Annotated in this window: 17 protein-coding genes; 14 read left to right on the forward strand and 3 right to left on the reverse strand. The window is 64.9% G+C overall.

The window, feature by feature from the left end; genetic code table 11:
• Nucleotides 1–96 precede the first annotated feature (96 nt).
• The 7 genes from fabZ (at nt 97) to tilS (ending at nt 9048) form a co-directional block, all read left to right on the forward strand.
• Nucleotides 97–540 carry a 3-hydroxyacyl-ACP dehydratase FabZ gene (gene fabZ / locus ACFODV_RS09415; protein ID WP_290784159.1) on the forward strand — a complete coding sequence of 148 codons (444 nt, stop codon included), beginning with the start codon at nt 97–99 and terminating at the stop codon, nt 538–540.
• Nucleotides 537–1304, forward strand: a complete 768-nt coding sequence (lpxA, locus tag ACFODV_RS09420; RefSeq protein ID WP_379758132.1) for an acyl-ACP--UDP-N-acetylglucosamine O-acyltransferase — start codon at nt 537–539, stop codon at nt 1302–1304. The genes fabZ and lpxA overlap by 4 nt, the downstream gene beginning before the upstream one ends.
• A gap of 2 nt (nt 1305–1306) precedes the next feature.
• Complete coding sequence (lpxB, locus tag ACFODV_RS09425) at nt 1307–2545, forward strand: lipid-A-disaccharide synthase (RefSeq protein ID WP_379758135.1); 1239 nt, start codon at nt 1307–1309, stop codon at nt 2543–2545.
• A gap of 38 nt (nt 2546–2583) precedes the next feature.
• On the forward strand, nt 2584–3168 hold the full coding sequence (rnhB, locus tag ACFODV_RS09430; protein WP_379758689.1) for a ribonuclease HII: 585 nt from the start codon (nt 2584–2586) through the stop codon (nt 3166–3168).
• A 25-nt stretch (nt 3169–3193) separates the two neighbouring features.
• Nucleotides 3194–6700, forward strand: coding sequence for a DNA polymerase III subunit alpha (gene dnaE / locus ACFODV_RS09435; protein WP_379758137.1), 3507 nt, complete (start codon nt 3194–3196; stop codon nt 6698–6700).
• Between the two features lie 112 nt (nt 6701–6812).
• Nucleotides 6813–7766, forward strand: a complete 954-nt coding sequence (locus ACFODV_RS09440) for an acetyl-CoA carboxylase carboxyltransferase subunit alpha (protein WP_379758140.1) — start codon at nt 6813–6815, stop codon at nt 7764–7766.
• A gap of 4 nt (nt 7767–7770) precedes the next feature.
• A complete protein-coding gene (gene tilS / locus ACFODV_RS09445) occupies nt 7771–9048 on the forward strand; it encodes a tRNA lysidine(34) synthetase TilS (protein ID WP_379758143.1) in 1278 nt (425 codons plus the stop codon).
• A 25-nt stretch (nt 9049–9073) separates the two neighbouring features.
• Here tilS and ppx read toward each other — a convergent pair whose 3' ends face one another.
• Nucleotides 9074–10588: an exopolyphosphatase gene (gene ppx / locus ACFODV_RS09450; RefSeq protein WP_379758146.1), complete on the reverse strand. Its 1515-nt coding sequence runs from the start codon at nt 10586–10588 to the stop codon at nt 9074–9076.
• A gap of 425 nt (nt 10589–11013) precedes the next feature.
• On the opposite strand from ppx, the gene rho reads away from it, so the two are divergent.
• From rho to ACFODV_RS09480, 6 genes are all read left to right on the forward strand, one after another.
• Complete coding sequence (gene rho, locus ACFODV_RS09455; protein ID WP_379758692.1) at nt 11014–12273, forward strand: transcription termination factor Rho; 1260 nt, start codon at nt 11014–11016, stop codon at nt 12271–12273.
• A 114-nt stretch (nt 12274–12387) separates the two neighbouring features.
• Complete coding sequence (ubiD, locus tag ACFODV_RS09460) at nt 12388–13875, forward strand: 4-hydroxy-3-polyprenylbenzoate decarboxylase (protein ID WP_379758149.1); 1488 nt, start codon at nt 12388–12390, stop codon at nt 13873–13875.
• A gap of 18 nt (nt 13876–13893) precedes the next feature.
• Complete coding sequence (locus tag ACFODV_RS09465) at nt 13894–14673, forward strand: NAD(P)H-flavin reductase (RefSeq protein WP_379758152.1); 780 nt, start codon at nt 13894–13896, stop codon at nt 14671–14673.
• The gene (gene folM / locus ACFODV_RS09470) at nt 14670–15383 is read left to right on the forward strand and encodes a dihydromonapterin reductase (protein ID WP_379758155.1); all 714 of its coding nucleotides are present in this window, start codon (nt 14670–14672) and stop codon (nt 15381–15383) included. The genes ACFODV_RS09465 and folM overlap by 4 nt, the downstream gene beginning before the upstream one ends.
• 111 nt (nt 15384–15494) lie before the next feature.
• Nucleotides 15495–16595: a 3-deoxy-7-phosphoheptulonate synthase gene (locus tag ACFODV_RS09475; RefSeq protein ID WP_379758158.1), complete on the forward strand. Its 1101-nt coding sequence runs from the start codon at nt 15495–15497 to the stop codon at nt 16593–16595.
• A gap of 67 nt (nt 16596–16662) precedes the next feature.
• On the forward strand, nt 16663–17175 hold the full coding sequence (locus tag ACFODV_RS09480; RefSeq protein WP_379758161.1) for a DUF3087 family protein: 513 nt from the start codon (nt 16663–16665) through the stop codon (nt 17173–17175).
• A 92-nt stretch (nt 17176–17267) separates the two neighbouring features.
• Here the strand turns inward: ACFODV_RS09480 and ppk1 are convergent, their stop codons facing one another.
• Nucleotides 17268–19478 (reverse strand): polyphosphate kinase 1, encoded by a 2211-nt coding sequence (gene ppk1 / locus ACFODV_RS09485; protein WP_379758164.1) that lies wholly within the window; start codon nt 19476–19478, stop codon nt 17268–17270.
• Between the two features lie 43 nt (nt 19479–19521).
• Nucleotides 19522–20520: a porphobilinogen synthase gene (gene hemB / locus ACFODV_RS09490; protein ID WP_379758695.1), complete on the reverse strand. Its 999-nt coding sequence runs from the start codon at nt 20518–20520 to the stop codon at nt 19522–19524.
• A 218-nt stretch (nt 20521–20738) separates the two neighbouring features.
• Between hemB and elbB the strand changes: the two genes are divergently transcribed.
• Nucleotides 20739–21401 carry an isoprenoid biosynthesis glyoxalase ElbB gene (gene elbB / locus ACFODV_RS09495; protein ID WP_379758167.1) on the forward strand — a complete coding sequence of 221 codons (663 nt, stop codon included), beginning with the start codon at nt 20739–20741 and terminating at the stop codon, nt 21399–21401.
• Nucleotides 21402–21498: the final 97 nt, after the last annotated feature.

The following is a 21498-nucleotide window of genomic DNA, read 5'->3' on the forward strand; positions in this document are numbered from 1 at the left end:
CCGGGGCGCTATAATTCACCGCCTGTTCGACGGCTCCGGCCGTCGGCTCGCACCCGTTAGCAAGGCGGGTCTACCGACACCCCAGAGGTTGTAACGATGGTAATGGACATCAACGAGATTCGAGACTATCTGCCTCACCGCTACCCCTTTTTGCTGGTGGATCGGGTCACGGAGATTGCCCTCGGTGAATCCATCGTCGCCTACAAGAATGTCAGCATCAACGAGCCCTTCTTCAATGGCCACTTCCCCCACCATCCCATCATGCCCGGCGTGTTGGTGTTGGAAGCGCTAGCCCAGGCCTGCGGGATCCTCGGCTTCAAGACCGTCAATAAACTGCCCGCCGATGGCTATGTCTATTACCTGGTGGGTAGCGATAACGTGCGATTCAAACGTCCGGTGATGCCAGGCGACCGACTCCAGCTGCGCGCTGACGTGATACGCGAGAAGCGTGGCATCTGGAAGTTTGCCTGCAAGGCGACCGTCGACGGTGAGCTGGCCTGCGAGGCAGAGATCATCTGTGCCGAGAGGAAGGTCGCTTGATTCATTCCACCGCCCTCGTCGACCCCGCCGCGCGCCTCGCAGATGACGTAGAGGTGGGCCCCTTTACCGTAATTGGCCCCGACGTGGAGATTGGTCCCGGTAGCCGAATCGGTCCCCATGTGGTGATCAAGGGCCCCACGGTGCTCGGTGCGCGCACGCGCATCTTTCAGTTCGCCTCGGTTGGCGAGGACTGTCAGGACAAGAAATACGCCGGCGAGCCCACCCGCCTGGTGATGGGTGATGACAACGTCGTGCGCGAGGGGGCAACCCTGCATCGCGGCACTGTCCAGGACCGCGGCGAGACCACCATCGGTTCGCGAAATCTTTTCATGGCCTATGTGCACGTGGGCCACGACTGCGTGATAGGCAACGACTGCATCCTGGCCAACCAGGTGACGCTCGCTGGCCACGTCAAACTGGGCGACTTCGCCATCCTCGGCGGCCTCGCTGCAGTGCACCAGTTCTGCCACTTCGGGACCCACGCCATGGCCGGCGGAGGCTCCATCATCACCAAGGACACCCCCGCCTTCGTGATGATCAACGGCAATCCGGCCCAGGTCCACGGACTCAACCTGGTGGGTCTGAAGCGCCGCGGCTTCTCCCGCGAGGCGCTTAAGGCCCTTAGTGAGGCCTATCGGCTGGTCTACCGCCAGGGGCTCACCGTGGAGCAGGCGCTGTACGAGATCCGCAGCCGCTTCCCGTTTGCCGAGACCGAGACCTTCGCCGCCTCCATCGAAGTTTCTACTCGCGGCATCATCCGCTAAGCATGGCGGCGCCCGAGCGACAGGCGGTCAAGCGGGTCTACCTGGTCGCCGGCGAGCTCTCCGGCGACACCCTCGGCGCAGGCTTGATGCGCGCCCTCAAGGCACGCCACCCCGGCGTCGAGTTCCGTGGCATCGGCGGTCCGCGAATGATCAGTGAGGGTATCGACAGCCGCTTTCCTTTGGAGACCCTCTCGGTGATGGGCCTGGTGGAGGTGCTCAAGCACCTGCCGAGGCTGATTGGGGTTCGACGCACCCTCAAGGCCGATGCTCTGGCGTGGCGCCCGGATATCATGGTGGGTATCGACGCCCCGGACTTCAATCTAGGCCTGGAGCGACAGCTGCGAGAGACCGGGCTCACTACCGCCCACTATGTCAGCCCCTCCGTCTGGGCCTGGCGCCAGGGCCGGGTCAAGGGCATCGCGAAGTCCGTAGACGCCATGCTCACCTTTCTGCCCTTCGAGGCGGCCTTCTACGCCCAAAACCGTGTGCCGGTGGCCTTCGTCGGCCACCCGCTTGCCGATGAATTTCCTCTGGAAAACGATCGCACCGCCGTACGGGCCGAGTTGGATCTTGCGGCTGATGGCGAGGTGCTGGCGCTGCTGCCCGGTTCCCGGTCCAACGAGATCCGCTTCCTGGGCAAGACCTTTCTCGAGGCCGCCGAACGGCTCTGTGCCTCTCGGCCCGACCTGCGGGTGCTGGTGCCGGCGGCTACGCCCGAACGGCGCGCTGAACTGGAGGTGTTGCTGGGCGAACACCCTACCCTTCAGGGCCGTCTGATCCTGCTCGACGGCCAGGCCCGGGAGGCCATGGTGGCCAGCGATGCCGTGCTGCTCGCGTCTGGCACCGCGGCGCTGGAGGCGATGCTCTGCCATCGACCCATGGTGGTGGCCTACCGCCTGGCGCCGGCCACCCACTGGCTGGCCAAGCGTCTGGTCAAGACCGAGTGGATCTCGCTGCCCAACCTGATCGCCCGCGAGACCCTGGTGCCGGAGCTGATCCAGGACGAGGCGAGTGCCGAGACCATCGCACAGTGCCTCGGTGACATGCTCGATGATGCCACGGGCCGCGCCGAGTTGGAGACGCGCTTCGCCGAGATGCACCAAGGCCTGCAGCGCGATGCCAGCCGCCGCGCCGCGGAGGCCATCGAGGCTCTGGTGGCGGGCCTGCCGCTGCCAGCGAGCGTGGCCCCGGAACGCGCCGACGAGAGCGTTGGCAAGAGGGCTGGCGGGGGTGCGCAGTGACCTCGGCCAGGAAACGGTCCAGCGAGCTGCCACCGCTGATGGTGCCCTATGTCGGCGAGCGTCTGGCGGGGGTCGACGAGGTGGGGCGCGGGCCCCTGGTGGGTGCGGTGGTCGCCGCTGCGGTGATCCTCGATCCGGCCCGGCCCATTCCGGGGCTTGCCGACTCCAAGGTGCTCTCCGCCAGGCGCCGAGAAGCGCTGGATCTAGAGATACGCGAGGGCGCGCTGGCGTTCGCCGTGGCCGAGGCCTCGGCCGCCGAGGTCGATGAGCTCAATATCTTCCACGCCACCCACCTCGCCATGCGGCGTGCCATCGATGCCCTGGCCCCGGCGGCGGAGTACCTGCTGGTGGACGGCAATCGTCTGCCCGGGCATCATGTTCCGGGCCAGGCGGTGGTCAAGGGCGACGCCCGCCATCCGTCGATCGCCGCCGCCTCGATCCTGGCCAAGGTGGCCCGAGATGCCCAGATGGCCGCGCTTGGCGCCCGCCATCCCGACTATGGCTTTGCCCGCCACAAGGGCTACCCGACCCGCGAGCACCTGGCCGCCCTGGAACGATTGGGGCCGTTGCCGGAGCATCGCCGCTCCTTCGGCCCGGTGAGGCGCCAACTGGCGCTGTTTTGATATTTCTTAACCCCCCGAGCCCATCATGACCACCCCCTTTGTTCATCTTCGCGTCCATACCGAATACTCCCTGGTCGACGGCCTGGTGAGGCTCAAGCCGCTGGTCAAGGCGGCTGCCGGTCATGGTATGCCGGCGCTGGCGGTGACCGACGAGGCCAATCTGTTCGGCCTGGTCAAGTTCTACAAGGGCGCCCATGGCGCAGGGCTGAAGCCGATCATCGGCGCCGACCTGTGGCTGGCCAATCCCCATGACGAGGGGCACCCCTACCGGCTGACGCTGCTGGCCATGAATGATGTGGGCTATCGCAATCTCACCGAACTGATCTCCCGCGGCTGGATGGAGGGGCAGCGACTGGGGCACGCCGAGCTGAAGCGTGATTGGGTGTTGGCCCAGAGCGAGGGTCTCATCGCGCTCTCCGGTGGCCGCGATGGCGAGATCGGTCGCCACCTGCTGAGCGACCATGGCGTTGAAGCGCGGTCACTGCTCGACGAGTGGAACACCGCCTTCCCCGGCCGTTTTTACCTGGAACTGGCGCGCACCGGTCGGCCCCTGGAAGAGGAGTGCGTGCACCTCTCGGTGGCGCTGGCCGTGGAGACCGGCACTCCGGTGGTGGCCACCAACGACGTGCGCTTCCTCGACAAGGAGGACTTCTGGGCCCATGAGACTCGCGTCGCCATCGGCGAGGGGAGAGCCCTAAACGACTCTCGGCGCGAGCACAAGTATACCGAGGAGCAGTACCTCAAGAGCCCCGAGGAGATGGCGGAGCTGTTCGCCGATATTCCCGAGGCGCTGACCAACAGCGTGATGATCGCCGCGCGCTGCAGCGTCGAGGTGCGCCTCGGGGAGATCTTCCTGCCGGAGTTCGAGATCCCCGAGGGCATGACCCAGGACGAGTTCTTCCGCAAGGTCTCCCACGACGGCCTCGCCGAGCGCCTCGACTTCCTCTTTCCCGCCGAGCGCTATCCCCGCGACGGCGACGAGTTCGCCGAGATCGACGCCCGCTACCGCCAGCGGCTCGATTTCGAGCTGGACATCATCATCCAGATGGGCTTTCCCGGCTACTTCCTGATCGTGATGGACTTTATCCAGTGGGCCAAGGACAACGACGTCCCGGTGGGGCCGGGGCGCGGCTCCGGCGCCGGCTCCCTGGTGGCCTACTCCCAGAAGATCACCGATCTGGATCCTATTGGCTACGATCTGCTGTTTGAGCGCTTTCTCAACCCCGAGCGTGTCTCCATGCCTGACTTCGACGTCGACTTCTGCATGGAGAAGCGTGACCGGGTGATCGAGTACGTGGCCGACCGCTACGGCCGCAACGCCGTGTCGCAGATCGTCACCTTCGGCACCATGGCCGCCAAGGCGGTGGTGCGTGATGTGGCCCGTGCCCAGGGACGCCCCTACTCGCTGGGCGATAAGCTTTCCAAGTTGATTCCCTTCGAGGTGGGCATGACGCTGGGCAAGGCCATCGAGGCGGAGCCGGCCCTGCGTGAATTCGTCGAGAATGACGACGAGGCCGCCGAGATCTGGGAGATGGCGCTCAAGCTCGAGGGCATCACCCGGGGCACCGGCAAGCACGCCGGCGGCGTGGTGATCGCGCCCACCAAGCTCACCGACTTCTCGCCGCTGCTGTGCGACGAGGACGGCTCGGGGCTGGTCGTGCAGTTCGACAAGAACGACATCGAGGAGGCCGGGCTGGTCAAGTTCGACTTCCTCGGCCTGCGCACCCTGACCATCATCGACTGGGCGCTGACGATGGTCGACAAGGTGCGGGCCGTGGAGGGCCAGGGGCCGCTGAAGATCGAAAGCATCCCGCTGGATGACGCCCCCACGTTCGAGATGCTCAAGCGCGCCGAGACCACGGCGGTGTTCCAGCTCGAGTCCCGCGGCATGAAGGAGCTGATCAAGCGCCTGCTGCCCGATTCCCTGGATGACATGATCGCACTGGTGGCGCTGTTCCGCCCTGGCCCGCTGCAGTCGGGCATGGTGGACGACTTCATCAACCGCAAGCACGGCCGGGCGGCGATCTCCTACCCCCATCCTGACTACCAGCACGAGCTGCTCAAGCCGGTGCTCGAGCCGACCTATGGCATCATTCTCTACCAGGAACAGGTGATGCAGATCGCCCAGGTGATGGCGGGATATAGCCTGGGCCAGGCCGATATGCTGCGTCGAGCGATGGGCAAGAAGAAGCCAGAGGAGATGGCCAAGCAGCGCGCGGGCTTCATGGAGGGCTGCGCGACCAACGGCATCGACAAGGACCTGGCAGGCAACATCTTCGACCTGGTAGAAAAGTTCGCCGGCTACGGCTTCAATAAGTCCCACTCTGCGGCCTATGCCCTGGTCTCCTACCAGACCGCCTGGCTCAAGGCGCACTATCCCGGCCCCTTCATGGCGGCGGTGATCTCCACCGAGATGGACAACCTCGACAAGGTGGTGCCACTGATCGAGGAATGTCGTCACCAGAAGCTTACGGTGACCCCACCGGACGTCAACGTCGGTGAGTACAAGTTCACCGTGGATACCGAGGGACGTGTGGTCTACGGACTGGGGGCGATTCGCGGCGTAGGCGAGGGGCCCATCGGCGCCATTGTCGAAGCGCGCGAGGCGGATGGTCCCTTCAACGACCTTTTTGACTTCTGCCGCCGCGTTGATCCCAAACGCATGAACAAGCGCACCCTCGAGGCGCTGATCCGCTCCGGGGCCCTGGACACCCTCGGCCCCAACCGCGCGGTGATGGCGGCGGCCCTGGACGACGCCCTCAAGGCCGCCGCCCAGACTCAGACTAACCAGAACCTGGGCATGATCGATATGTTCGGCGAGGCCTTCGTTGACGAGGAAGCGTCGGGCGGCGACGTCTACGACGAGTATCGGCGGGTGCGTGAATGGACCGACAAGGAGCGCCTGGCCGGCGAGAAGGATACCCTGGGGCTCTATCTGACGGGTCACCCCATCGATGAATACGAGAAGGAGCTCGAGCGTTTCGTCTCCACCCGCATCAGCGACCTCAAGCCGTCGCGGGAGCCTCAGCGTGTGGCGGGCCTGGTGGTGGGGGTGCGCACCATGAAGTCGAAGCGCGGTGACACCATGGCCTTCCTGACGCTGGACGACCGTACCGGGCGCATCGAGGCATCGCTGTTCGGCGAGCTCTACGATCAGCTGCGCGGCCAGATCGAGGCGGACCAGGTGCTGATCGTCGAGGGAGAGGTCTCCTCCGACGACTACTCGGGCGGCCTGCGCCTGCGCGGCAAGGAAGTCACCCCCATGGTGGCTGCACGCACTCGCTTCGGCCAGGCGGTGGAGCTCTCCCTGGACGGCGCGGCCATCAACGGTCGCCTGGTCGACTCCCTGCGGGCGAGCCTCGATCCGCACCGCGACGCCGACGGCCTGCCGGTGCGTCTGCGCTACCGCAACGCCGAGGCCACCGGCTGGCTGGAGCTCGATGCGGCGTGGAAGGTCTCGCCCACCGATGATCTGTTGATCCGCCTGCGCGAGGTGCAGGGGCAGGACGGCGTGCGACTCAAGTACCGCTGAGGTGCCGCCTTGCGCCGCGCGTTTAGGGTGCGATAATGCCAAACACTTTATTTTTCGCGCCGCGCCTGGTCTCGACGGGCAGGGCGGTGAAACACGACAAGGCATTCGGCCAATGAATCCCAACTATCTCGACTTCGAACAGCCCATCGCTGAACTTCAGGCCAAGATCGAAGAGCTGCGTCTGGTTGGCAATGACAGCCAGGTCAGCCTCAGCGACGAGATCGGTCGCCTTGAAGAGAAGAGCCGTCGGCTCACCGAATCCATCTTCAAGGACCTTTCCCCCTGGCAGGTCTCCCAACTCTCCCGCCATCCCCAGCGCCCCTACACGCTGGACTACCTGGAGCACGTCTTCACCGACTTCGACGAGATACATGGTGATCGCCAGTTTGCCGACGATGCCGCCATTGTCGGGGGCGTGGCCCGCCTTGATGGGCGCTCGGTGATGGTGATCGGTCACCAGAAAGGCCGCGACGTGAAGGAGAAGGTTCGTCGCAATTTCGGCATGCCGCGCCCCGAGGGCTATCGCAAGGCGTGCCGACTGATGGAGATGGCCGAGCGCTTCATGATGCCGGTGCTGACCTTTATCGACACGCCGGGAGCCTATCCGGGTATCGACGCGGAGGAGCGCGGCCAGTCCGAGGCCATTGCCCACAATCTGGCCGTCATGTCGCGCCTGCGCACGCCGATTATCGCCACCGTGGTGGGCGAGGGTGGTTCCGGCGGGGCGCTCGCCATCGGCGTCTGCGATGAACTCGCGATGCTGCAATACTCCACCTACTCGGTGATCTCTCCTGAGGGCTGTGCCTCTATCCTGTGGCGCAGCGCCGAGAAGGCCTCCGATGCCGCCCAGGCCATGGGCGTCACGGCTGAACGACTCCAGGAGCTGGGCTTCGTCGATACCCTGATACCCGAACCGTTGGGCGGTGCTCATCGCCAGCCGGTCACCACCGCCGAGCGGGTCAGGGAGGCGCTGCTGGCGAGCCTCGACCGCCTCGACGCCATGGATGCCGACGCCCTACTCGAACGACGCTACAAGCGTCTGATGAGCTACGGGGCGCCTGCGTAACAGGATGCCCGTGCAAGCTTTTATCGACAGCGCCCTGGCCCATACTTCGCCGGGGCGCTGCGTGTGGGTGGCGCTCTCCGGCGGTCTCGATTCTTCGCTGCTGCTGACGCTGGCCACCGAGGCGTGCCGTCGTCACCCTCGCCCGCTGCATGCTCTGCATGTCCATCACGGACTCCAGGCTGACGCCGACGGCTTCGAGATCCACTGTCGCCGGCTTTGTTCGCGGCTCGGCGTGCCGTTGTTCGTTGAACGGGTCAGTGTCGACACAGCGGCGGGGCAGGGACTCGAAGGGGCGGCCCGAGAGGCGCGCTACGCCGCCTTTGCTCGCCGCGTGGCGCCGGGCGACACCCTGTGGCTGGCCCAGCATCGTGACGACCAAGCCGAGACCTTTCTGCTCGCCGCCCTGCGCGGCAGCGGCGTACGCGGCCTGGCCGGCATGCCTCCGGTACGGGCCTGGCGGGGCCGCCGGCTGGTGCGACCGCTGCTAGGCATTGCCCGGGCCGAGCTCGAAGCGGAGGCGGCGCGCCTGGGGCTCGACTGGATGGAGGACGCCTCCAACGTCGATGAAAGTCTCGATCGCAACTATCTGCGCCACAGCGTATTGCCGAGATTGGCGGCGCGCTGGCCCCATGCCGCCGCGTCGCTGTCACGTAGCGCCGCACTGGCCCTTGAGGCCGAAGGGCTGCTCGGTGAACTGGCAGAGCTCGATCTCGAGCGCCTGGGCGGAGAGCCGGCCCGCCTGTCCACCGAGGGGCTGAAGGCCCTGTCTGCGGCCCGACAGCGCCTGCTGCTGCGCCACGCCTGCGCGAGATTGGGGCTGCCGAATCCGCCGGCGGCTCGCCTGACAACGCTGCTGGATCAGCTGGCATCGCAGCGGGATGCCGAGGTGCGGGTAGCCTGGGAGGGCGTCGAGGCGCGGGTCTGGCGCGAACAGCTTTACCTGTTGGCACCACTGCGACACATGCCGGAGGGCTGGGGAACGAGTTGGAGTGGCGAGACGCCGCTGATGACGCCGCTGGGTATTTGCGCCGTGGGACTGAGCCATACGGCGGAAGAGACAGATCTGCTTCTGCTGCGGCAACGCCAGGGAGGCGAACGGATTCGGCTGGCGGGTCGCGGCTCTCGCGACCTCAAGCGGCTGCTGCAGGAACTGGAGGTGCCGCCATGGGAGCGCCAGCGTCTGCTGGTGGCCTGGAGCGGTGAGACGGTGGTGGCGGTTCTCGACCCGGTGACCGAGCGCTGGCTAGTGGTAGCGTCAGGGTGGCGGGGCGAGTCGCCATAGAGACTATCGCTCAGGGTTGTCAGGCTCAGGGCGCGGACATTAGCGTCAGTGTGAAGCCGGCAGCCTGCTGGTAGGCGCACTCCTGCTCCAGGTCCGTGAGCAGCAGCATGGGATCCTCGCCGGGCGCGAGCCAAAGCTGCAGCGTCTCGCCGTCGGCCTCCAGGCGGGGTGTGCCGGGCGGCTGCTCCGGCCGACTGTGGTTGAGCAGCATCGCCAGGCGCAGAAGCCGGGCCAATCGGGCGTGGGAGCGCTGCACGGAGGCGGGCAGTGCCTGCCATTCCCGGGTCGGGAACTTGCGGCGGTGGGCGCGTACCAGAAAGGCCAGCAGGCGCTGCTCCGGGCGCGAGAAGCCCGCCATATCGGAGTGCTCCAGCAGGTAGGCACCGTGCCGATGAAACTGACTATGGGAGATCGCCAGCCCGATCTCATGAAGCCGGCTGGCCCAGCCAAGGAACCGGGCCTGGTCGTCGTCGAGCCCCCAGGCGTCGCGTACCTGATCGAACAGGGCCGCGGCACTGGTGGCAACGTTGGTCGCCTGACGCTCATCCACCCCGTAGCGGCGTTCGAGCAGCTCCAGGCTCTTGAGTCGAGAGTCCTCCGGGCTGTTGCGCCCCGCCATGTCGTAGAGCACGCCCTCGCGCAGAGCGCCGTCGGCGTAACGCATCTGTTCCAGGCCGAAGGCCTCGAAGACAGCGCCGAGTACCGCGATGCCGGCGGGAAAGACCCTGGCCCGATCGGGCTTGAGACCCTCCATGGAGACCTTGTCGAGGCGCTTGCAGCGGATCAGCCGCTCGCGCAGGGCGGCTAGCCCTTCCCGGGTGATCACACCTTCGGTGGCGTCCCCGGCGGCGTGGATCACCGCAGCGGCCGCCTTGATAGTGCCGCTGGAGCCTACCGGGTCTTCCCAGCCCAACTCGCGGTACTGACGCCGGATATTGGCCAGCTCCGAGAGCGCGGCGAGTTCTGCCTTGCGCATGCGCTTGTCGGTGATTTCTCCGTTTTCGAAGAAGCGCCGGGTGAAGGTCACGCAGCCCATTCGCAGACTTTCCAGCGCCAGCGGCTCGAAGCGTTCGCCGATGATGAATTCGGTGGAACCCCCGCCGATATCGACAATCAACCGGCGCCCTCCCTCGGCCAGGGCATGGGCAGCCCCCAGGTAGATCAGACGTGCTTCTTCACGTCCGGCGATGATCTCGATGGGGCATTTGAGCAGTGCCTCGGCGCGTTCGATCAACGCCTGGCTGTTGGCGGCATCCCGCAGGGCATTGGTGCCTACCACCCTGAGCTGTCCCGGGGCGATGTCTTCCACGAAGGGGGCAAAGCGGGCCAGACAGTCAAGGGCTCGCCCCATGGTGACCTCGTCGAGCAAGCCCTCCTCGTCGAGGCCGGCCGCCAGCTGCACCTTTTCTCCCTGTCGTGCCACCACCTGCAGACGCTCATCCTGATAGTTGGCGACCAACAGGTGAAAACTGTTGGAGCCCAGATCGATAGCGGCGAGGCGTCGTGTGGGGGGCAGAGCCGGCTCCACTGGCGAGGTCATGGTGAGTCCTTGAAATTGTCTTGGTGAGAAAGGTTGCGGTGCGACCCTCGCTCTGTCAATCGCCGCGGGGCTTGCGTTACCCTAGGGCCTTGTCTAGTATCGAAGCGTTCACCTGTTTTGTATGCTCCATGACCGTCTTGCGGTAATCCCGTCTCGGTCAATTCCAAGTCGTCAGTCAGCCCACTATTCCCAGCGATACCCAGACAAGTCGTAGCCGCTGGTCAGGCGAAAACGCATCTATTCCCTCGACTTCCTATCGGCCGGCCATCCCCTGCGGTTGCCTATCCCATGGCCATCTGGATACAAAAATGACGAGTGATACCTCTCCGGGCTCTGAACGCACCTCACAAGGCGTTATCGTCTCGCCTCCCGCCACACGCGGCGCCCCGACGCCCGGCTTCCACGAGCAATCTCTGATCACACCGATGAATCTTACCGACCTCAAGCAAAAGTCCGTGCCGGATCTCCTGGAGATCGCCCGCGAGATGGGCATCGATAACCTGGCGCGCTCCCGCAAGCAGGACATCATCTTTGCCATTCTCAAGAAGCACGCCAAAAGCGGTGAGCCGATCTTCGGCGACGGCGTGCTGGAGATTCTGCAGGATGGGTTCGGCTTCCTTCGCAGCGCCGACAGCTCCTATCTGGCCGGACCCGATGACATCTACGTCTCGCCTTCCCAGATCCGGCGCTTCAACCTGCGCAAGGGTGACTCCATCTCCGGCAAGATTCGGCCGCCCAAGGAGGGCGAGCGCTACTTCGCGCTGCTGAAGGTCAATGATATCAACTTCGACCGCCCGGAGAATGCCAAGCACAAGATCCTGTTCGAGAACCTCACGCCGCTGTTCCCCGATGAGCGCCTGCGCATGGAGATCGGCAACGGTTCCACCGAGGATCTCACGGCGCGGATCATCGATCTTACGGCGCCTATCGGCAAGGGCCAGCGAGGTTTGCTGGTCTCTCCGCCCAAGGCGGGCAAGACGCTGATGTTGCAGAACATTGCCACCTCTATTACCCGCAACAGCCCCGAGTGCCACCTGATCGTGCTGCTGATCGACGAGCGCCCGGAAGAGGTGACGGAGATGTCGCGTACCGTGCGCGGCGAGGTGGTGGCCTCGACCTTCGACGAGCCGCCGGCACGCCACGTGCAGGTGGCCGAGATGGTGATCGAGAAGGCCAAACGGCTGGTCGAGCACAAGAAGGACGTAGTGATTCTGCTGGACTCCATCACCCGTCTCGCGCGCGCCTACAACACCGTGGTCCCGAGCTCCGGCAAGGTGCTCACCGGCGGCGTGGATGCCCATGCCCTGGAGAAGCCCAAGCGCTTCTTCGGCGCGGCGCGCAACATTGAAGAGGGCGGCAGCTTGACCATCATCGCCACGGCGCTGGTGGATACCGGCTCCAAGATGGACGAAGTGATCTTCGAGGAGTTCAAGGGCACCGGCAACATGGAAGCTCACCTGGATCGCAAGCTGGCCGAGCGCCGCGTCTACCCGGCGATGAATATCCGCCGTTCCGGTACTCGCCGCGAGGACCTGCTTGCCTCCGAGGACGAGATGCAGCGCATGTGGATCCTGCGCAAGCTGCTCAACCCCATGGAAGACACCGCCGCCACGGAGTTCCTGATCGATCGCCTCAAGGATACCAAGACCAACCTCGAGTTCTTCGAGGCCATGAAGCGGCGTTGAGACGCGTTCGGCGCGGGCAGTGCGTGCAATAAAATTGTGCAATAGTTGTACGAATTGCCGGGAGGTAGCATGCTATGCTACCTCCTTTTGTCGTATTGGAGCCGGGAAAACCGAATGAAGTACAAGGACCTGCGAGACTTCATCAGCGCCCTGGAGGCCCGGGGCGAACTCCAGCGCATTACCGCCGAGGTGGACCCCTACCTCGAGATCACCGAGATCTGCGACCGCACCCTGCGTGCCGGTGGCCCGGCGCTGCTGTTCGAGAACGTCAAAGGCCATGATATGCCGCTGCTGGGCAATCTTTTTGGCACGCCGAAGCGGGTTGCCCTGGGTATGGGCCAGGATTCCGTGGCCGCCCTGCGCGAGGTGGGCGAGCTGCTGGCCTTTCTCAAGGAGCCGGAGCCTCCCAAGGGTTTCCGCGACGCCTGGGACAAGCTGCCGATCTTCAAACAGGTGATGAGTATGGGGCCGAAGAAGGTTCGCTCGGCACCGGTACAGGAGATGGTCTATGAGGCCGACGAGGTGGACCTCGGTCGATTGCCGATCCAGCACTGCTGGCCGGGCGACGCCGCCCCGCTGGTCACCTGGCCGCTGGTGATCACCCGGGGTCCCCACAAGAGGCGCCAGAATCTAGGCATCTATCGCCAGCAGAAGCTGGGCAGGAATCGCCTGATCATGCGCTGGCTCTCCCACCGCGGCGGCGCCCTGGACTTCCAGGAGTTCCAGAAGGCCCACCCCGGCGAGCCCTTTCCGGTGGCGGTGGCACTGGGCGCCGACCCGGCGACTATCCTCGGCGCGGTGACGCCGGTGCCTGACTCGCTCTCCGAATATGCCTTCGCCGGGCTGCTGAGAGGTTCGCGCACTGAGCTGGTCCAGTGCGGCCACGCAGATCTGGAGGTGCCGGCTTCGGCAGAGATCATCCTGGAGGGTTTCATCTATCCGGATGATACGGCCCCGGAAGGCCCCTACGGCGACCACACCGGCTACTACAATGAGATCGATCACTTTCCGGTGTTCACGGTGACGCGCATGACCATGCGCCGTGACGCCATCTACCACTCCACCTACACCGGTCGGCCACCCGACGAACCGGCGATACTGGGGCTGGCGCTGAACGAGGTGTTCGTGCCGATTCTGCGCCGCCAGTTCCCCGAGATCGTCGATTTCTACCTGCCGCCGGAAGGCTGTTCCTACCGCATGGCGGTGGTGACCATGAAGAAGCAATACCCGGGCCACGCCAAACGGGTGATGATGGGCGTATGGAGCTTCCTGCGCCAGTTCATGTACACCAAGTTCGTGGTGGTGCTCGATGATGACGTCAGCGCCAGGGACTGGAAGGATGTGATCTGGGCCATCACCACGCGCATGGATCCGGCCCGGGATACTGTGCTGGTGGAGAATACCCCCATCGACTATCTGGACTTCGCATCGCCGGTCTCCGGTCTGGGTTCCAAGATGGGCATGGACGCCACCAGCAAGTGGCCCGGTGAGACCGACCGCGAATGGGGAGTGCCCATCGTTATGGACGAGGCCGTCAAGGCCCGCGTCAGCGAGCGCTGGAACGAGCTGGGTATCGAGCTCCCCGATAACACGACCCCCTGACAACCGCATGAGGTATGCATGACGCCAAGGACCCTGACCTGCCTGGTCGAAGAGGTCGAGGACCTCACCCCGGATGTTTTCCGGGTACAGATGGAGGGCCGCCCCGAGGCGGTGGCCCACGCTCCGGGCCAATACCTGGAGCTCAGACTCGACGACGAGACCTGGGTACCTTTTTCCATCGCCAACGCCCACTGCGGCGACGGCATGATCGAGCTGCATATCCAGCACTGGCCGGAGCGCGAAAACTCCGCGCGGATGCGCGAGCTGGTCCAGGTAGCCAGCCGGCTGACCCTGCGTCTGCCCGGCGGGGACTGCGCACTCGATCCGGACAGTACCCGCCCGCTGCTGCTGATTGCTGCCGGCACCGGTTTTTCCCAGATGAAAGCGATCTCGGAAGCCGCCCTGGCACAGAACCCCGGGCGTCAGATCGACCTGTGGTGGGCGGCCCGCGAGCGGCGTCAACTCTATCTGGAGCGCCTGCCCGTGGAGTGGGCCGAGGCCTATCCCGGCTTTCGCTTTCACCCGGTGACCGAGCTGGCGCCCGAGGAGCCCTGGGCGGGAGAGGGAGTAATCGGCCACCGCGGGCGCATCGACGAGGCCCTGGCCGAGGGGCTCGACGATGTCTCGGGCCAGGACGTTTATCTCTCTGGGTCGCCGGGCATGGTCTACGCCTGCGTAGACGTGCTGGCCTCGCTGGGGTTATCGCCCTCGCGGACCTTCTCAGACGTCTTCGCCTATGCGCCCCGTGACCCGCTGGTCCCGGTGACCGGCAGCCTGGTCAAGGAGCGCCGTGAATGAGCGCCTCGCCGATCCTGATCACCGGTGGCGCCCAGCGTCTCGGGCGTCACTGCGCCGAGCGTCTGGTCGACGACGGCCATCCGGTGATCATCAGCTATCGTCGTGAGCGGCCCGAACTCGACGCGCTGCGGGAGCGGGGCATCGTCACCTTGCCGGCCGATTTCTCGACCGAGGCGGGCATCCTCGATTTTCTCGAACGGCTCAAGGCCGAGACCTCGTCGCTGCGTGCCATCGTCCACAACGCCAGCGACTGGGCGCCGGATTCCAGCGGGCCGGAGGCCGGCGCCACCTTCGAGCGGCTGTTCCGGGTGCATATGCTGGCCCCCTATCTGATCAATCTGCACGCCCGCGGACTGCTCGAGGCGTGCAGCGAGCCTCAGTGCGATATCGTGCACATGACCGACTATGTAGTGCAGAAGGGCTCAAAAAAGCACGCGGCCTATGCGGCCAGCAAGGCGGGGCTGGACAACCTGACCCTGTCGTTCGCTGCCATGTATGCGCCGGCGATTCAGGTCAATGCCATCGCACCGGCGCTTATCATGCTCAACGAGGGCGACGACGAGGCCTACGCGGAGAAGGCCAGCGCCAAGTCTGCCATGGAGATGGTCCCAGGGCCCGGGGTGATCTATCAGAGCCTGCGCTACCTGCTCGACAACCGCTTTGTAACAGGTGTTACCCTCCCCGTGGACGGTGGGCGACACCTGCGCTGAGCCGCGCCCCACGGCGCTCTTGTCAGGCCCGCCCCGGGAGTTTTGCGTTCTGGGCCAGTCGATTGCACCCGAACATCACCACATTTGACCGCAACTCGGAGTTGATGACCCATGAGCGCTTCCCTTGACGCCGCTCCCACCCGGACTGATTCGGACGCCGTCGCGCATGAGGCTGCCAGTTCAGGCGCCGCCGCGTCTCACATCACCCGCCGTCAGCTGCCAACGGCCGGTGAATTGCGCCGCGCGCTCCCGCTGGGAGTCGACTTGGCTCGACAGATTGAGGATCAGCGTCAGGCCATCCGCGACATTCTCGCCGGCCGTGACGATCGCCTGCTGGTGGTCGTCGGGCCCTGCTCCATCCACGATCCCCAGGCGGCTCTGGAATACGCTCGCCGCCTGGCCGCGCTTTCCGCGCAGGTGTCCGACCGCCTGCTGCTGGTCATGCGGGTCTACGTGGAGAAGCCGCGCACCACCGTGGGTTGGAAGGGGCTGGCCTATGATCCGGATCTGGACGGCAGCGATGACATGGCCCGCGGCCTCAAAGTCTCTCGGGAGTTGATGCGCGAGATAACCGCGCTGGGTTTGCCGGTGGCCACCGAGCTGTTGCAGCCGATGCTGGCGCCCTACCTGGAGGACCTGCTGGCCTGGGTGGCCATTGGTGCCCGCACGACGGAATCCCAGCTGCATCGCGAACTGGCCAGCGGCCTCGATGCCGTGGTCGGTTTCAAGAATGCCACCGGCGGTGACATCGGAGTCGTTCTGGACGCGATGCGCGCCGCTGCTCACCCTCACAGCCATTTCGGCCTGGACCCGGAGGGGCGCCCAGTGGTCCAGCAGACGGTCGGCAACGCCCACACCCACCTTGTGCTGCGCGGGGGCCACGGCGAGCCTAACTATCAGACCGCGCACGTACAGGCGGCGCGCCGCGCGCTGGAGGAGGTCGGGCTCACACCGAGAATGATGGTGGACTGCAGCCATGCCAACGCCCGCAAGGACCACCGCCGCCAGAGCCAGGTGTTCCTCGATGTGCTGGCCCAGCGCCTGGCAGGGGAGACGGCCCTGGCCGGGCTGATGATCGAGAGCCACCTGCACGAGGGCAAGCAGGCGTTAGCGCCTGGCCGGTTGCGCCACGGGGTCTCGGTCACCGACGCCTGCATCGGCTGGGAGACCACCGAGCATCTGCTGCAAAGTGCCGCCGAACGCTTGCGTTAACCCTATACCCCGCGAGGCGTAGTCGGGATAATCCTGTTCATTTCCGATTCACCACCCAGGAGTCCTCATGTCCTTCCGGTTCAAAGAGCACGATCCCGAGACCTACCGCCGCAAGGGCAGACTGATCAGCCTGGCCATGGCTGGCCAGCTGATCGTCTTCGGACTGATCTTCTCCCAGCTGTTGCAGCTCGCCTTCGACGGTGGTTTCTGGCTCAACGTGGTGGGCGTGTTGCTGGGACTGGTGACCACCAGCATGATCTTCGCTGTGCTGCGAGAGCGCCCCTGGATGACCGAAATGCGCTACGTCTGGCAGCTCAAACACCATCTGTCCCGTGTCAGCGCCTACCTGCCCGCGCTGCGCCGCGCCGTGGAGGAGGGGAACGGGACGGCGCTGGCCATTCTCACCTTCTACCATCAGGGTATGGCCCAGCTCGCCGAGCTCAACGGGCGCACTCTGGACGACGATTCCGAGCTGCTCGCCGAGCGCCAGAAGGTGTATCTGGCCCGCCAGGAAAGTGGCCTGCCCGAGCGGGTCGACGGCTTTGATCCACAGGACCTGGCCGCCTTCAAACGCGGCTGATTCGCCTTTCCTGCCTTCCTTTCCCGATTCCTTTGTCGCCCCCTCTTTCTGCGAGCTTCACGCTTTGGGGGCGCCCTTTTCTCCGGTAGCCATCAGGCCTTGGCAGCATAGGCATAGAGCAACGTCTCCTGGGCGCTGATCGGTGCCGCGTCGCCTGGCTGCTGCTTGACGTAGCTGCCGTCGGGCTGCAGCCGCCAGCTCTGACAGTTGTCCACCAGGTAGGTCTCCAGGTCCTTGCGCACCCGAGCGGCAAGTTTCTTGTCGACCAGTGGGAAGCAGGTCTCTACCCGGTGGAACATGTTGCGGCTCATGAAGTCTGCGCTGGACGCCCATACCTCGGCCTTGCCGTTGTTCTGGAAGTAGAACACCCGGGTGTGCTCCAGGAAGCGACCAATGATCGAGCGCACCCGAATGTTATCCGACACGCCGGGGACCCCGGGCCGCAGGCAGCACATGCCGCGGATGATCAGGTCGCATTCGACGCCGGCGCGGGAAGCGCGATAGAGCGCCTGGATCAGCTTCGGTTCGGTCAGCGAGTTGCACTTGATGATCAGATGGGCGCGGCGGCCACGGCGGGCATGCTCCGCCTCGCGCTCGATCATCGCCACCATCCCCTCGTGGAGCGTGAAGGGCGCATGCAGCAGGGTCTCGATATGTCGCGCGCGGCCCATTCCCGATAACTGCTGGAACACCTGGTGGACGTCCTCGCAGAGCGCCTCGTCGGCGGTGAGCAGGCTGTAGTCGGTATACAGCTTGGCGGTCTTCGAGTGGTAGTTACCGGTGCCCAGGTGCACGTAATAGCGTAGCCGACCCTTCTCGCGACGGACAATATGCATCATCTTGGCGTGGGTCTTGTAGGCCATCACGCCGTAGATGACGATGGCACCGGCCTCCTGGAGGCGCGAGGCCAGCACCAGATTGTCTGCCTCGTCGAAGCGGGCGCGCAGTTCGATGACCACCGTCACCTCCTTGCCGCCACGGGCCGCCTCCACCAGCGAGTTGACGATGGGGGAGTCGGCACCGGTGCGGTAGAGAGTCTGTTTAATGGCCAGCACCGAGGGGTCCCGGGCCGCCTCGGCGAGCAGATCCTCCACCGGTGAGAAGGACTGGAAGGGGTGATGGAGGAGGATATCGCCTGCGGCAATGACATCGAACAGGCTGCCATCCTTCTTGAGGTTCTTGGGCAGCCCCGGAATGTAGGGGCGGTAGAAGAGTTCGGGACGTTGCAGATCGCCCAGCAGCGACATCATGCGGGTCAGGTTGACCGGGCCCTTGACCCGATAGAGGTCGTCCTCGCCCAGCGCAAACTCCCTAAGCAGGAAGGCCGCCAACTCGTCGGGGCAGGTGTCGACCACTTCAAGCCGCACGCCGCTGCCGTAGCGGCGGGCCAGCAGCTCGCCTCGCAGCGCCGAGGCCAGGTCCGAGATCTCTTCCGGATCCACTGTCATGTCGGCGTTCCGGGTCAGCCGGAACTGGTAGCAGCCGCGTACCGTCATGCCCGGGAACAGCTCTTCGGCGTGGGCATGGATCATCGAGGAGAGGAAGACGGCCTCGCTGAAGCCCTCTTCGCACAGTTCGGTGGGGAGGGCGATAACCCGCGGCAGCGAGCGGGGTGCCGGCAGGATGGCCAGCCCTCCCTCGCGGCCGAAGGCGTCCTTGCCCTCGAGCTTGACGATGAAGTTGAGACTCTTGTTGACCAAGCGTGGGAACGGATGGGAAGGATCCAGCCCGATGGGGCTGATTACCGGCATGATTTCCTCATCGAAGTAGTCGCGCACCCAGGCGTGCTGGGCCTCGGTCCACTCGCTGCGCCGCCGGAAGCGCAGCCCTCGCTCCTCCAGCGCCGGTAGCAGCACTTCATTGAGAATGCGGTACTGTCGTTCGATCTGCTCGTGGGCGATCTTCGAGATTTCGGCGATGACCGAACTCGGAGAGCGTCCGTCGAAGCCGGTGCCTTCATCGCCCAGCGCCACTCGGTGCTTGAGGCCGGCAACCCGGATCTCGAAGAATTCGTCCAGATTCGAAGAGAAGATCAGCAGGAACATCAGCCGGTTGAGCAGCGGGTGAGCGTCGTCCAGGGCCTGTTCCAGCACCCGGATATTGAACTGCAGATGGGAGAGCTCACGGTTGAAGTAGAGACTCGGGTCGTCGAGCTCCGCCTCCGGCAGTGCCTTTGGCTTGATGCCGGTGCGGGTCTGATTGAGACGCGGTGCCGGCGTGTCGGATGCGGCCTCATCGCCCGGCGCGTCGGCGACGTGAAGCTCGGGCAAGGGCGTGGCGGATTCTGGGCTGCGGTCTTCCATGGGTAACTCTCTTCGGGTCCTGGAAGGGGCGCAGCCCCCTCCGTCACTGGGCCAGCAGGCGCGCCGCCCGCTTGGCAAAATAGGTTAATACGCCGTCGGCGCCGGCCCGCTTGAAGCAAGTCAGGGACTCGAGAATCACGCTGTCGGCGTCCAGCCAGCCGTTCTCGAACGCTGCCATGTGCATGGCATATTCGCCGCTGACCTGATAGGCGAAGGTAGGCACTTTCAGCTCATCTTTCACCCGGCGCACCACGTCCAGATAGGGCATGCCGGGCTTGATCATTACCATATCCGCGCCCTCTGCGAGGTCGAGGGCCACTTCGTGGAGCGCCTCGTCTCCGTTGGCCGGGTCCATCTGGTAGGTTCTCTTGTCAGCGTTTCCAAGGTTGGCAGAGGAGCCCACCGCATCGCGAAAGGGGCCGTAGTAGCGCGAGGCGTACTTGGCGCTATAGGCCATGATGCGGGTGTTGACCAGATGTTCCTTCTCCAGCACCCGGCGGATCTCGCCGATGCGCCCGTCCATCATGTCGGAGGGTGCCACCACGTCGGCGCCGGCCTCGGCGTGGGAGAGTGCCTGCTTGAGAAGTGTCTCCACGGTACGGTCGTTCAGCACATAGCCTTCATCGTCGATGATGCCGTCCTGGCCGTGGCTGGTGTAGGGGTCCAGCGCCACATCGGTGATGATACCGAGTGCAGGCAATGCTTCCTTGAGGGCCCGAACGCTGCGTTGAACCAGGCCCGAGGCGCTGTAGGCCTCTTCGGCCAGCTCGCTCTTAAGCGAGGCATCGACTACCGGGAACAGCGCCAGAGCAGGGATGCCGAGCAGATGTGCCTCGCGGGCTTCCTCGATCAGCAGATCCAGTGACAGGCGCTCGACACCGGGCATGGAAGGCACTGCTTCACGCTGATTCTCGCCATCCAACACAAACACCGGCCAGATCAAGTCGGCGGGCGTCAGGGTGTTCTCGCGCATCAGCCGACGCGAGAAGTCGTCGCGACGCATGCGGCGCAGGCGGGTCACAGGAAACTGGCGGGTGGTCATGAAACTCAAGGCAATTCTCCAGCAGTGTCACCGCGCTGACGACAGTCTGGCGCGACGGGATGACAGTTTGATGACTTTCGTTCGGCGCTGTCCACGAGTATATCAGCGCACCCGTGCGCCGAAAGTCTCGCCTTGTCGCACCCGGGCGTACGCTCTAGAGTATCGGATCAGATCATTGGGCCCGCTGATTGGCGGGTGACCCTTGCAAGGAGACAGGCATGACGAAACAGGTGGCGGTGATCCTCTCGGGCTGCGGCGTCTTTGATGGCGCCGAGATCTACGAGACCACCCTGACTCTGCTGCGGCTCGACCAGTTGGGCATCGGCTATCGCTGCTTTGCCCCCGATGTCGAGCAGCACCACGTGATCGACCACCGCAGCGGCGAGTTGGCCAAGGGCGAATCCCGTAATGTACTGACCGAGTCGGCGCGCCTGGCACGTGGCGAGATCTCACCGCTCTCGGAGCTTGCCGCCGACGACTTTGATGCTGTGATCCTGCCGGGCGGCTTTGGGGCAGCCAAGAATCTCTCCAGCTTCGCCGAGGCGGGGGCCGACATGGAGGTGCTCGACGAACTCAAGGAGGCCCTGGCCGACTTTCAGGAGACACGCAAACCGATCGGGCTGATGTGCATCGCCCCGGTGATGGTGCCCAAACTGCTGGGCCCGGGAATCGCCGTGACCATTGGCCACGATCCGGGCGTCTCCGGGGCGATCAGTGCCATGGGCGGCCTGCACCGCACCTGTGCTGTGGAAGATATCGTGGTGGACTTCGAGAACCGCGTGGTCACGACCCCGGCTTACATGCTGGCGACTCGCATCAGCGAGGCGGCCACCGGTATTTTCAAGCTGGTCGACCGCATTGACGAGATGATGGACCTGTAGGCAACAGACCGGTAGGCGACAGGGAGGCTCAGCTCAGACTACCAACCGCTCTTCCCGGGACACCCCTGCCGGTTCTCATCCGGCAGGGGTGTCTTGT

The sequence above is a fragment of the Halomonas tibetensis genome (assembly GCF_042643535.1).
Lineage (GTDB): Bacteria > Pseudomonadota > Gammaproteobacteria > Pseudomonadales > Halomonadaceae > Halomonas > Halomonas tibetensis.

Bases quoted from the DNA above. Each gene is read 5' to 3' on its own strand.
- rho (WP_379758692.1), top strand. From the start codon at position 11,014: ATGAATCTTACCGACCTCAAGCAAAAGTCCGTGCCGGATCTCCTGGAG.
- ubiD (WP_379758149.1), top strand. From the start codon at position 12,388: ATGAAGTACAAGGACCTGCGAGACTTCATCAGCGCCCTGGAGGCCCGG.
- ppx (WP_379758146.1), bottom strand. From the start codon at position 10,588: ATGACCTCGCCAGTGGAGCCGGCTCTGCCCCCCACACGACGCCTCGCC.
- ACFODV_RS09475 (WP_379758158.1), top strand. From the start codon at position 15,495: ATGAGCGCTTCCCTTGACGCCGCTCCCACCCGGACTGATTCGGACGCC.
- fabZ (WP_290784159.1), top strand. From the start codon at position 97: ATGGTAATGGACATCAACGAGATTCGAGACTATCTGCCTCACCGCTAC.
- ACFODV_RS09480 (WP_379758161.1), top strand. From the start codon at position 16,663: ATGTCCTTCCGGTTCAAAGAGCACGATCCCGAGACCTACCGCCGCAAG.
- rnhB (WP_379758689.1), top strand. From the start codon at position 2,584: ATGGTGCCCTATGTCGGCGAGCGTCTGGCGGGGGTCGACGAGGTGGGG.
- folM (WP_379758155.1), top strand. From the start codon at position 14,670: ATGAGCGCCTCGCCGATCCTGATCACCGGTGGCGCCCAGCGTCTCGGG.
- elbB (WP_379758167.1), top strand. From the start codon at position 20,739: ATGACGAAACAGGTGGCGGTGATCCTCTCGGGCTGCGGCGTCTTTGAT.
- ACFODV_RS09440 (WP_379758140.1), top strand. From the start codon at position 6,813: ATGAATCCCAACTATCTCGACTTCGAACAGCCCATCGCTGAACTTCAG.
- tilS (WP_379758143.1), top strand. From the start codon at position 7,771: ATGCCCGTGCAAGCTTTTATCGACAGCGCCCTGGCCCATACTTCGCCG.
- ACFODV_RS09465 (WP_379758152.1), top strand. From the start codon at position 13,894: ATGACGCCAAGGACCCTGACCTGCCTGGTCGAAGAGGTCGAGGACCTC.
- hemB (WP_379758695.1), bottom strand. From the start codon at position 20,520: ATGACCACCCGCCAGTTTCCTGTGACCCGCCTGCGCCGCATGCGTCGC.
- dnaE (WP_379758137.1), top strand. From the start codon at position 3,194: ATGACCACCCCCTTTGTTCATCTTCGCGTCCATACCGAATACTCCCTG.
- lpxB (WP_379758135.1), top strand. From the start codon at position 1,307: ATGGCGGCGCCCGAGCGACAGGCGGTCAAGCGGGTCTACCTGGTCGCC.
- ppk1 (WP_379758164.1), bottom strand. From the start codon at position 19,478: ATGGAAGACCGCAGCCCAGAATCCGCCACGCCCTTGCCCGAGCTTCAC.